We start from the raw sequence: 12,594 nt of genomic DNA on the forward strand, positions 1-12,594 counted from the left end.
ATGATATCAGTAGTCATCCCACTTTACAATAAGGAACATACCATAACACGTACTTTAGAAACAGTTTTAGAGCAAACTTATAAAGAATTTGAAGTTGTAATTATAAATGATGGTAGTACAGATAACGGTATTTCAGTTATTAAAGATTTTACTACAGACCATAGAATTAGAATTATTAATCAGTCCAATAAAGGTGTAAGTGTCGCTCGTAATGAGGGTGTCCGTCATGCTAAATACGAATATGTTGCTTTCTTGGATGGTGACGATGAATGGCTTCCAGAATACTTGTCTAAAATGCACGAAGCTATACAAAAATTTCCAAAGGCAGGCTTGTTTTGTTGTGCAGGAAAAGTTCGATCTGCAGGTATAGAACACTTAAGGTTAGCAAATAAATATAATAATTTAATAACTAAGATTGATTTTTATGAAAACCCCAATGTCTTTCTTCATACTAGTGCTACAATAGTTACTAAAACAGAATTTAGTAAAACAGAAGGTTTCCCTAAAGGAATGAAAAGGAATCAAGATTATGCGCTGTTTTGTACATTAGCCCTACAAACTCAAACTGTTTACTGTGGTTTCCCTTTGAGTATTTATGTAGGTGATGTGGATGGGCAAGCTACTGCAACTCCAATTAATAATATTAGAGAACACGTTTGTAGTAGGTTTAATATGGTATACAATACATGGAGTAATTCTGGTAAAAAAAATAAAACATATTTAGTTTTTACAAAATATGAATTACGACATTTTTTCTTAGGCTTTTTGAAGTCTAAAGATTATGATAATATACATTTTTTTAAAACAAATCTTAATGATGACTTGTTATCAGAATTCAACAATTGGGAATTATCTTTATATAAAAAGCCTATTTATAATAAAATTGCCATTGGATATATTTACGCCTCTAAAATCAGATGGCGTTTGCGTGGATATCCTAGAAGTAGTTAATTATTATAAATTAAAATAATTTAGTAATTTTTAAAAACTAATTCGGACTTGATGAGAACTACATCTCTTATAAAAAGGAAACTCTGGCAAAAGGTAGTTCAAGCTACAAAGCATAAAAAAATTTATTTTTTTCTTTATAAATCTTATTGGTATCATTTAATTCATAAAAAAACTAATACTAATCCTAAAAATACAATATACTTTACAGCAAAACCAAATGAAGGTGCCGGTATAGGACACCAAATGGCTAACTGGATAGCAGGATTTTGGTTTGCTAAGTATTTTAATTTAGATTTTGCACATATACCATTTTCAAGTAGTAGTTGGGAAACTTTTTTAGGTTTTGGGGAACATGAAACGACAGTAACCGATTTAGTTGAAAATAAAGGATACAAAAAAGTTAAATTACCACTATTTGATGAACATCAAATAGTCCAACTAAGCACTATAAAACGTATAATAAATGCATACGTAGGTAAAAGAGTTGTTTTGGTAGCAGAACAAGATCAATTTTATGAGCAACAAATAGGGGTTATAGATGATTTACAGCATAAATTTTATAACGCAACAGCTAGAATAAATGATAACGTTGTTTATGATAAAAAATATTGTAATGTTGCTATTCATGTGCGTAGAGGTGATATAGTAGTGTGGAAAACCCAAAGACAATCCAGTAATGTAGAGCGCTGGCAGAGTAATGACTATTTTGTTAATACACTTAATAACGTATTACAACAAATGGATACAGAAAAGCAAATTAAAATATATTTGTTTTCTCAAGGAAAAGAGAGCGATTTTCCAGAGTTTAAGAAGTTTGATAATATTATATATTGTTTAGATATGAGTGCTCAAGACTCTTTTTTACATATGGTATTTGCTGATGTTTTAATCACAAGTAAAAGTTCATTTTCTTATAAACCAGCACTATTAAATAAAGGACTAAAAATAGTACCTCCCGATTTTTGGCACGGATACCCTAAAACCAAAGATTGGGTAGTAGCATCAAAAGATGGAGATGTAGTTATAAACTGATTGATAATATGAAGAACGTTCTAAAATTTTTAAAAAAAGGACATACAATAGTTACTGGTACAAGCTTAAAAGAAGGTAGAAATTGGAAACTGTTTTCTAATAAGGAATACGCTAATAAGCTAGTTTTTGATATTTTAAGTAAAGATGCACCATGTATGATTGCCAGATACGGGTCTACAGAAATGGTTAACATCATAAATTACATAGGTGTAAAAAAGAATAACCAAAGTAAATTAGATTTTATTAAGGGTAAAAGTTTAAAATGGTGGTGGGAACCATCCGTAATGAAACAATTACAGGTGTGGAGTGGTTTTTTTCCACCTACTCAAAAAAACATAGAAACCTTTTGCGATTTAATGTTGAAAGACACACAAGAAGTTGATATTTTGGGATCTTGGTTATACGAAGAGCGTTATTTACAAGACGGTCTAACTCATGCTAAACGTATTGTTTTAGAGGATTTAGAACCCTTCTTTTGCACCAACCCATGGACTAAAGCCTTAGAAGGAAAAAAAGTATTAGTAGTACACCCATTTGCCAATACTATTGAACAGCAGTATCAAAAAAGAGAACTATTATTTGATAACAACCTATTACCTGAATTTGAACTCAAAACTATAAAGGCAGTACAAAGTGTAGCTGGAGCAGAAACCGAATTTAAAGATTGGTTTGAAGCTTTAGAATTTATGAAACAACAAATAGACGCCGAAGATTATGATATTTGTATTATAGGTTGCGGTGCTTACGGTTTCCCTTTAGCAGCTCATGTTAAACGAACTGGTAAAAAAGCTATACATATGGCAGGAGCCACACAGCTGCTATTTGGTATTAAAGGTAAGCGTTGGGAAAATTATGTAGTTTGGCCTTACATGAATTTATTTAATGAGCATTGGGTGCGTCCAGGAGACAATGAAAAACCTAAAAATGCAAATGTTGTAGAAGGCGCATGTTATTGGTAAAACGTAAATAATGACAACTAAAGAAAAAATAGCACGTATAGTTTGGTTTCCTTTAGGCTTAATTAAAGGAATTTTGGAGTTAGCCAATAATAAAGCTAGAGATATACAAAACAGCAGGCGATTTCCTAATGCTAAAATTTCTAAAGGATGTAATTTTACTAATGATGTTAGTGTGGGTGATTATACTAGTATTTATGATAATACCACGCTAAACCACAGTACAATAGGGTTTTGTTCCTACACAAATTTTGATTGTATTATTCAAAACGCAGAAATAGGTAATTATTGTTCTATAGCTCACGGTGTAAGAATAGGTTTAGGCAGTCATCCCACACATTTATTCTCTACAGCGCGTATGTTTTATAAACCACATACATATTTTAAGGAACCCATAATGGAACAAACTGAGGACTATGACGAGTACGAGATGATTACAGTAGGAAGTGATGTATGGATAGGTGCCGAGGTACTTATCATGGATGGCGTTTCTGTGGGGCATGGTGCTATTATTGCGGCAGGTGCAGTAGTAACCAAAGATGTACCTCCTTATGCTATAGTTGGCGGTGTACCTGCTAAATTAATTAAGTATCGCTTTAATGAAAATCAGCGAGAGGCCATGTTAAAAACACAGTGGTGGACAAAAAAACCCCATGAAATAAAAGCCATGGGAGCTAAGTTTGAAGAAATAATTAATAGTAAATAAAGCTAATGCAGCATATTTTAAGTTTATTATATAAAGGATTCCGAAAGTTGTTTTTTAGGTTTAAATATTTTTGTGATGGATGTTTATGTAGAGTTTTGTTTTATTTAAATAAAATTAAACATGAAGGTTTAAGTACTAAAGGAATACCTAAAATAATGGTAGCGAGAGGTGGGTATATGTCTATAGGTAAAGGGTTTAGAATGAATAATACTCCTGCGTCAAATCCTATTGGTTGTATGCAACCATGTATGTTTTTTGTGAATTGTGGTGCAAAATTAATTATTGGCGAGAATACTAATATTAGCCAAACGGCTTTAGTGTGTCATACAGACATATACATAGGTGATAATGTTAAGATAGGCGGTGGCGTATGCATATATGATACCGATTTTCACAGTCTTGATAAGATGAATAGAATGTCTATGCAAAAAGATTTTGAAAATAAAAAAGTATCGCCTATCACAATTGAAGACAATGTATTTATAGGGGCATATTCTACAATTTTAAAAGGTGTAACTATAGGCGAGAATTCTATTATAGGTGCTTGTTCTCTGGTTGCTAATAGTGTGCCAGCTAATGAAATTTGGGGTGGGAATCCAGCAAAAAAAATAAAATCCATAAGTTCTTAAGTATAAATGGATACTGTGTTTTGATATCATAATACTACTTCCAGCAATAATAATTTAATGATTACTCCTAAACTAAAAAACGCAATAATACTTTTACTGTTATTAACAGTATTAAGAACAATAGCGCATTGGTCAAGCTTTTCATTAGGTGGTATATTTGTATTTTGGTTTATCAATACAATCATAATATTTTCAATTCTTAAGGTAAAACAGGAATTTTACGATCGTGCAAATAATCGCAATACAATACTTGTATTCTTGTTTTTATTTTGGAATATAAGTGTGATTGTCCGCGGTTGCCTCATTGCAGACAATTATTGGGAATGGAAAAATTTGGTTACTAGCGGGTTTGTGTTTTTATTACCACTTACCATATTTATAAGTACCAACCGCTTAATAGTACAAGCTGTTTTTCATAATTACATGAAATTTTTTTTACCAGCGTTTTTTCTCTTTATACTAGTTATGAATAGAGGAGCTTATGGTGTGTATTTAATACCTGTAAGTTTTATGTTGCTTTTTATGCCGCTACTAACGAAAAAGTGGAAAATTGTAATTTTAAGTTTTACAGTTATTGCAGTCACCGCAAGTTTAGCAGCTCGTAGTAACGTGATAAAGTTTATAATACCCTTGCTTATTGGTTTATTGTATTATTTACGCCCTTTTGTGAATAAAAATATTCTAGGGGCGAGTCGTATTGCTCTACTAGTATTGCCTTTAGTTTTATTTGGATTAGGGCTTACTGGAAAATTTAACATATTTAAAATAAGCGATTATACCGAAGGAGAATATACAACAAGTAGTAGTAGTGGTGAAGCAGAAGATTTAACAGCAGATACTAGAACTTTGTTGTATGTAGAGGTAATTGCTTCAGCAATAAAAAACAACTATATATGGTTTGGTAGAACCTTTGCTCGTGGTAACGATTCAGAATTATTTGGCGCACAAATAGAAGCGCAAACTGGTACTGGTAAGTTTGAACGTTACGGTAATGAGGTTTCTATTTTAAATGTTTTTACGTGGACAGGTTTAGTTGGTGTTGTACTATACTTTTTAATATTTTTAAAAGCCTCTTATTTGGCCTTATACAAATCTAAAAGTTGGTTTATGAAAATACTAGCGGTGTATATTTGTTTTAGATGGACTTATGCTTGGGTAGAAGATTTTAGCCGTTTCGATTTGTCTTATATTTTCCTATGGTTAATCATTGGGATGTGCTACTCCGTATCATTTAGAAATATGACTGACGGCGAATTTAAATATTGGGTACGCGGTATTTTCGATATACGCTACAGAAAAGCGACTTTAAAAAAAGTACGCGTTATTAAACAATCGTAATTATGTATAGAATTGCTGTGTTGCTTACCTGTTTTAATAGGGTAAATAAAACCTTGGCATGCTTAGAAAATTTATTTGCTTCTATTCCAGATAATGCAAGTTTAGATGTGTATTTAGTGGATGATGGTTCTACAGACGGCACAGGACAAAGTGTTCGTGATACATTTCCTCAGGTAAATGTTATACAGGGCACTGGGAGTTTATACTGGAATAGAGGGATGCATTTAGCATGGGATACTGCATCAAAGCACCACCAGTACGATTATTACATGTTATTAAATGATGATACATTTTTATATCCAAATGCACCAGAAGATGTATTACAATGTGCTATAGCAGAAGATAATAATGTTGTGGTTTGTGCAGCATTCTGCAGTGAAAAAACAGGCGCATTTACTTATGGAGGGCAAACTAAAAGTGGTACACCTGTTATACCTAACGGGAGCATACAAGAGTGTCATAGCATCAATGGTAATTGCTTACTAGTCCCCAAAAAAGTGTATGATGCGGTAGGTAATTTAGATCCAATTTTTCCGCATGCTATTGGCGATTTTGATTATGGGCAGCGTGCCATGGCAAAAGGCTTTACACTTATAACCACAAAACAATATTTAGGCACTTGCGAGAGTAACGACTATTTGCCGAAATGGTGTTACAGCCATACACCTTTTAAAGAAAGAGTTAAGGCCTTGTATTCCCCATTAGGAAATAGCCATCCCAAATACTATTTTATCTATATAAAAAGACATTTTGGTTTAGGCTTAGCTATAAAACACATGTTAACCATTCATTTGAGACTTTTGATACCTAACCTATGGAAACAGTAGATAATTTTATTTTTCAGATAGATAGCCCAGAGGTAACATCAATCTATGAAAATTCTAATAATTATAAAGTAAAACTACATGAAGGTAATGCAGTGCAACAAGACCTTTGTGTGCTTTATTTTAGTAGTAATGAATTATATTACCCCAACACAGCAAAGGCTTTTGAAAATAGTATTTTAGTTAGAGATAAATTTGAGTGGCAACGTAATTTTTTAAGAATAGCACACAAACATATATTTATTCGAGACATCCAAAAACAATGGTATATAGAAGGCATTAATGCAACACATAATACGCCTACTAAACTGTTAGATTTACTAAAAGAATTAACAAAAGGATATAGAGTATTTGCTATTGGTAGTTCCGCAGGAGGTTTTGCAGCAATGTTGTATGGAGGCTTATTAAAAGCAGAACAGGTATATGCGTTTAACGCACAATTAAATTTAAACTTGATTGTACAAAACTCAAACCCGCATACAGATCCATTATTATTTAAGTATAATAATACCGAGCGTGCTAGTTTTTTTGAGATAGCTAATTTTATAACTCCTGAAACAGACTATTTTTACTTTCAATCGAGTAAGTCCTTATTTGATATTAATCAATATAATGGGTTTAATAAAAAAGATGGTATTTTAAGGGTTCCCTTTAAAACCTCTAATCATGGTTTTCCTTTTTTAAGACACAATCTCGGTTATGTGTTACAAGCAGATAAAGCACAACTTGTGGCACTTTCCAAAAAAGAATACCATCCTTTTATGTTTTCAGTCAGTATTGATGGTTGGTTAAAAACACTGCATACTGTAGGTTTAACGGTAGTAAATCGACTTAAAAAGAAGTTGATAGAAAAAAGGGCTAAATTCTAATTAATTCTTTTAATTTAACTAAAAAATGCTGAGTAAGAGCGTTGTATTATCGGCATATTCTTGTGACCCCTCAAAGGGATCAGAACCTGGAAACGGTTATAATTGGGCAGACCAATTGGCCAAATATGGTCATAAGGTATATTGTATCACAACCAGTAAAGGGAAAGCGGCTATAACACGTTCAAATCAAAATAATCCAAATTTAGAAATGGCTTATGTCGATTTGCCTTTAGGCTTAGATAAGATATATTTTTGGACGAAACTGGGTATGTATTCCCACTATTTAATTTGGCAATGGTTAGCCTATAAACATGCAAAGAAACTACTTAAAACAAGGCACTTTAACTTAGCGCATCATGTCACTTGGGGAAGTTTGCAACAGGGGTCTTTTATGTATAAATTACCCATTCCTTTTTTATTTGGACCAGCAGGTGGAGGCCAAAAAGCGCCCGAAGCCTACAAAAGTTATTTTAAAGAACATTGGCAAACAGAGTTAAAGCGAGAAAAAATAAGTAATCTATTACTAAAAGTAAATCCTGCGTGTAAAGCCATGGTAAAAAAAGCTAAAGTGATTTTTACATCAAATCAAGATACTGCTGTAATGGCAAAAAAAATGGGAGCAAAACATGTGGTGCCTTATTTGGATGCGGCTTTACCTAAAACATTTTTTAAGGACACAACATTAACATTTGAGGAAAACAGGCAAGAGTTAAAGTTATTATGGGTTGGCCGTTTTTTGCCTAGAAAAGGGATACTATTGGTGTTAGACGTTATGAAAGCATTAATAAATCATCCTAACATTACTTTAACTGTAGTTGGAGATGGCGACATGAAAGATGATTTCCTCGACAAAAGAAAAGCGTATAATTTAGAAGATAAAGTAAATTGGGTAGGTAGAGTACCATTTGAGGCGGTAAGAAGCTATTACAAAAGCCACGATGCTTTTTTATTTACATCGTTAAGAGATTCTGGAGGTGTGCAATTAATTGAAGCCATGGCGTTTGGTTTACCGGTTATTACGCTAAATCTTCACGGACAAGGCTTGATGATTAATGATGATAGAGGATTTACGGCTAGTGTTGATACGCCTGATAAAACTATAAAGGAGTTGTCAAACTTTATTGAGAATTTACAAAAAGACAGAAAAAAATTAAAGCGATTGTCTGAAAACGCACATAATTATGCGTTGAAGCAGACCTTAGAAAATAAAGTAAAAAAAATTTCAGAAAAATTTTATTAAGAACTTGTTTTTAGAGACAAACACGTTCTTTTTATTTCTATAGTGAACCAACCCTTCATATAGACAAGTAATTAATGTTGAATATATGTAATAAAGTATGAGTGTAAATAATTTAAAATTTAGAAGACAATTTTTATTGTCTCCTACATCGAGCCCCGAACTGAATGATTGGAATCATGATACATTAGGTAATCATCATCTATATGTACATCCAGATTGTTTGCTTACGCAAACGAGTAGCAACGGTAAAAAGGGTATTTTATTAGGACACATACTTGATCCAAGACACCCCGAATTGCCAAACATAGATATGCTAACTACGCTGTTAGATCAAGAAAACGAAGAAGGTATAGCAAAAGTATTGTATGGGTTAGTGGGTAGATTTGTACTAATTATAGAAGACAACAATAGCTTTACTTTTTTTAATGATGCTTGTGGATTAAAATCCCTGTTTTATACAAAACACAAGCAACAGTTTTATGCAGCTTCTCAACCATTATTATTGCAATTGGTAACTGAAGACTTAATTGTTAAAGAAGACCGTTATCATAGTTACTTTAACTCAGACTATGTAAAAGGGAGTAAAGAAAATTGGTTTCCTAGTGGTACATCTTTATATCCTGGTGTTTATCATATGGTAGCTAACCACTATTTAAAAAGCGAAACTTTAACGCAAACACGATATTGGCCTGTTAAGCAATTACATATAGAACATTATGAAGAAAGTAAAGCGAAATTTGCTGAACTTTTAAAACTTACATTAGATGCAGGTAGTAAAAAATATAACTTAGGTTTAGGGCTTACAAGCGGTTTTGATAGTAGAATATTACTTAGTGCTAGTAAAAATGCAAAGAAAAATATGCTATTTTATACACTGCAGTATAGAGATTTAGATGCTGCATCTGATGATATTAAAATACCCTCGTCTTTATCAAATAAACTAGATTTAAACTATAAAGTAATGGATTGTAGATTACCTATAAGTGAAGATTTTAAAGCAGCATACTTAGGTAATTCCGATATGGCTCATATTGACGATTGGGGTTATATTGCTTACGGTATTTCTCAAAATTTCCCAGAAGATACCATGTCTGTTAAAGGCAGTTGTTCAGAAACTGGGCGTTGTTTCTTTTATAAAAATGGCAGTCATCCAAATATAAAATCTAGCGAAGACATCATGAATATCAATCCTAAATGGAAAGGTATTCCATTTATACGAGAAAGAATTTCTGATTGGTATGATGAGGTTAAACAAGCAGCTAATAACAAAGGGTACAATATTTTAGATTTATTTCATTGGGAAGTAAGTACAGGAAGCTGGCAAACTCAAAGCCAGTTGGAGTGGGATATTGTTCACGATACATTTACACCGTTTAATAATCGTGAACTTTTAGATATTATGCTTCGTATAGATACAAAATACCGTTCTAAACCTAAGTATACATTGTATCGTGATACGATGAAAAAACTTTGGCCCGAAGTGTTATTAGAGCCAATAAATCCTGAAACTACCAAAACAAAAGTTAAATATAAATTCAAGAGTATATTAGCTAAATTAGGCTTTGAAAAGTATAATAGATAAGCTTTTAGTTTTATGATTTTAAACATAACCTTAAGCATTCATATTTAATTGATATAACATGACCGAACAAGCACCCATATTACTTTTTACATATAAAAGATTAGATGCTTTAAAAAATACGGTGGACGCTTTAAAGCGTAATGAACTAGCTTCAGCATCAGATTTATTTATTTTTTCAGATGGCGCTAAACATGAAAGTGATCAGCATGTTATAGATGATATAAGACGCTTTTTAAAAACAATTGATGGTTTTAAATCAGTAACTATTACAGAGGCTCCTGTTAATAAAGGTCTAGCAAACTCTATCATTGGAGGGGTAACCAATGTAATGGAACGCTTTGATCAGGTTATAGTTTTGGAGGATGATTTACTAACAACTCCAAATTTTTTGTCGTACATGAATGGCGCACTAAACGCGTATAAAAATGAAGATAAAGTATTTTCAATATCAGGCTATGCTTTTGATTTACGTTTAAAAGACCAAAACCCTAATACGTTGTATTTTTTAAACAGAGGTTGGTCTTGGGGTTGGGCCACATGGCGCGATAGATGGGAAGCAGTAGATTGGGAAGTCGCATCTTATGATAGTTTTTCTAAAAACTCCAAAGCGCGAAAAGCGTTTGCTAAAGGCGGGTCAGACCTCAATGCGATGTTAGATAAACAAATGTCTGGTAGCTTAGATTCTTGGGCTATTCGTTGGTTTTATCATCAATTTAAAATTAAAGGTTTAACGCTTTACCCCTTAGGATCTAAGGTTTATAATAATGGTTTTGATGCGCATGCTACACATACAAACGGTTCTGAAAAACGATATATACCGTATTTAGATAAAGAACACTCAAACGTTTTTGATTTTCCAAGTAGTATTGAAATCACCGAAAAGTATCAAAAGAAATTTCAATCTAAAATGGGAATTATGGCTAGAATACGTTCTAAAATTGAAACTTTATTGAAATTATAGTTAGCTATGATTAAAGATGCCATAAAAAAATTACGTTTTTTTTATCTTAAAAAGATAAAATGGAAACAGTATACCATAGGAGATAATTTCTATGCAGGGATGCGAGTTAAACTTTGGGCTAAAAATAAGCTAACTATTGGGAATAACTTTTACATAGGTCGAGATTCTCAAATTGAAACCGATTGTTTAATTGGAGACAACGTGATTTTTGCAGATAATGTTGCAGTTGTTGGCAAATACGATCACCATTACCAGCAAATAGGCGTGCCAATTCGTATGGCCTCCAGAATAAGAGATAAAGACTATACGTGGAAAGGCTTACATAATACCACAACCATTGAAGATGATGTTTGGGTAGGTTACGGTGCTATTATTATGAGTGGCGTAACAATTACTAAAGGTTGCATTATAGCTGCGGGTGCTGTAGTTACAAAAAGTACAGAACCTTATACTATTTATGGCGGTAATCCTGCAAAAAAAATAGCGACACGTTTTTCTAATGATATTGACTTAAAAAATCATATAGCTTTAGAGAAAGAATTTTTAAAAGTACATAGTGCCTATAAAGGAGTGTCAGGGATAAACAAAAAGTAAATATTCAAAATAGTTCGAATATCTTATTTTGACTAAAATTTAATTAAGAAATCGTCTTTTTTATGAACACACTTTCAAAAATATCTTGTTTGGGTTATGAGGTGTTTACTGATGCACTAGAACATATACCTAAGGGAAAAAAAATGGTTGTGAATACTATTAATCAATATTCCTATTGTATCGCAGAAAAAGACAAACAGTTTAAAACAGCTTTGCGCGTTTCGGATATACTTTTACCTGATGGTGTAGGTATTGTTGTTGCTGCAAAATGGCTTTTAGGTAAAAAAATTAAAAAAATTGCTGGAGCTGATATTCACCAATTTTTATTAGAACGTCTAAATACCGATCATGGCTCTTGTTTTTACATGGGAGCATCTCAAGACACCTTACAAAAAATAGAAGCGCGCATAAATAAAGACTATCCTAATATCAGAGTAGGCAGTTATTCTCCGCCATTTAAAAAAGAATTTTCTACAGAAGAAAATGCGACTATAATTTCTGAAGTTAACACCTTTAAACCCGATGTTTTATTTGTAGGGATGACAGCCCCTAAACAAGAAAAGTGGAGCTTACAACATAAAGAAGCCTTAAATGTTAATGGCCCTATTTGTGCTATTGGTGCCGTTTTTGATTTTTATGCTGGTACAGTAACAAGACCTAATAAAGTGTGGCAAAAACTTGGTTTAGAATGGTTAGGAAGGTTAGTAAAAGAGCCAAAACGTATGTGGAAACGTTATATCTATTTTGGTGTTGTTTTTGGGAAGTATCTCATTAAAGCTAAACTAAAACCTAAAGCAGTGGCTTAATCTATTATGGTTTAAATCAGCGCGTTTTTTAATTTATAGATTAAGAATATCGCATATTTGCTGCAACCAGATAATTACATCATCAAAAAACGGTTAACTTTTAGTT

13 protein-coding genes are annotated in these 12,594 nt (G+C 32.5%); all 13 read left to right on the forward strand.

The features are described 5' to 3' along the window. The 13 genes from ACKGJY_RS06695 to ACKGJY_RS06755 all read left to right on the forward strand — a co-directional run bounded on the left by ACKGJY_RS06695 (window position 1) and on the right by ACKGJY_RS06755 (window position 12,488). Window positions 1-951 (forward strand): glycosyltransferase family 2 protein, encoded by a 951-nt coding sequence (locus tag ACKGJY_RS06695; RefSeq protein WP_413973095.1) that lies wholly within the window; start codon window positions 1-3, stop codon window positions 949-951. Window positions 952-1,002: 51 nt separating this feature from the next. Then, window positions 1,003-1,983, forward strand: a complete 981-nt coding sequence (locus tag ACKGJY_RS06700) for a hypothetical protein (protein ID WP_413973096.1) — start codon at window positions 1,003-1,005, stop codon at window positions 1,981-1,983. Window positions 1,984-1,991: 8 nt separating this feature from the next. After that, window positions 1,992-2,942, forward strand: coding sequence for a hypothetical protein (locus ACKGJY_RS06705; protein ID WP_413973097.1), 951 nt, complete (start codon window positions 1,992-1,994; stop codon window positions 2,940-2,942). A 10-nt stretch (window positions 2,943-2,952) separates the two neighbouring features. Continuing rightward, window positions 2,953-3,645: a CatB-related O-acetyltransferase gene (locus tag ACKGJY_RS06710; protein WP_413973098.1), complete on the forward strand. Its 693-nt coding sequence runs from the start codon at window positions 2,953-2,955 to the stop codon at window positions 3,643-3,645. Window positions 3,646-3,650: 5 nt separating this feature from the next. Beyond that, window positions 3,651-4,274, forward strand: coding sequence for an acyltransferase (locus tag ACKGJY_RS06715; RefSeq protein ID WP_413973099.1), 624 nt, complete (start codon window positions 3,651-3,653; stop codon window positions 4,272-4,274). A 57-nt stretch (window positions 4,275-4,331) separates the two neighbouring features. Continuing rightward, entirely contained in the window at window positions 4,332-5,612 is a 1,281-nt protein-coding gene (locus ACKGJY_RS06720) for a hypothetical protein (RefSeq protein WP_413973100.1), read from the forward strand. Between the two features lie 2 nt (window positions 5,613-5,614). Continuing rightward, window positions 5,615-6,439, forward strand: coding sequence for a glycosyltransferase family 2 protein (locus tag ACKGJY_RS06725; RefSeq protein WP_413973101.1), 825 nt, complete (start codon window positions 5,615-5,617; stop codon window positions 6,437-6,439). Further along, a complete protein-coding gene (locus ACKGJY_RS06730; RefSeq protein WP_413973102.1) occupies window positions 6,427-7,305 on the forward strand; it encodes a hypothetical protein in 879 nt (292 codons plus the stop codon). The genes ACKGJY_RS06725 and ACKGJY_RS06730 overlap by 13 nt, the downstream gene beginning before the upstream one ends. A gap of 25 nt (window positions 7,306-7,330) precedes the next feature. Then, window positions 7,331-8,545, forward strand: coding sequence for a glycosyltransferase family 4 protein (locus tag ACKGJY_RS06735; protein WP_413973103.1), 1,215 nt, complete (start codon window positions 7,331-7,333; stop codon window positions 8,543-8,545). A 97-nt stretch (window positions 8,546-8,642) separates the two neighbouring features. Continuing rightward, complete coding sequence (locus ACKGJY_RS06740) at window positions 8,643-10,127, forward strand: hypothetical protein (protein ID WP_413973104.1); 1,485 nt, start codon at window positions 8,643-8,645, stop codon at window positions 10,125-10,127. Between the two features lie 58 nt (window positions 10,128-10,185). Next, window positions 10,186-11,088, forward strand: a complete 903-nt coding sequence (locus ACKGJY_RS06745; protein ID WP_413973105.1) for a sugar transferase — start codon at window positions 10,186-10,188, stop codon at window positions 11,086-11,088. Window positions 11,089-11,094: 6 nt separating this feature from the next. Beyond that, a complete protein-coding gene (locus tag ACKGJY_RS06750; protein ID WP_413973106.1) occupies window positions 11,095-11,682 on the forward strand; it encodes an acyltransferase in 588 nt (195 codons plus the stop codon). Window positions 11,683-11,744: 62 nt separating this feature from the next. After that, window positions 11,745-12,488: a WecB/TagA/CpsF family glycosyltransferase gene (locus ACKGJY_RS06755; RefSeq protein WP_413973107.1), complete on the forward strand. Its 744-nt coding sequence runs from the start codon at window positions 11,745-11,747 to the stop codon at window positions 12,486-12,488. Window positions 12,489-12,594: the final 106 nt, after the last annotated feature.

Origin of the sequence: Hyunsoonleella sp. 2307UL5-6 (assembly GCF_047345485.1) — a bacterium.
GTDB lineage: Bacteria > Bacteroidota > Bacteroidia > Flavobacteriales > Flavobacteriaceae > Jejuia.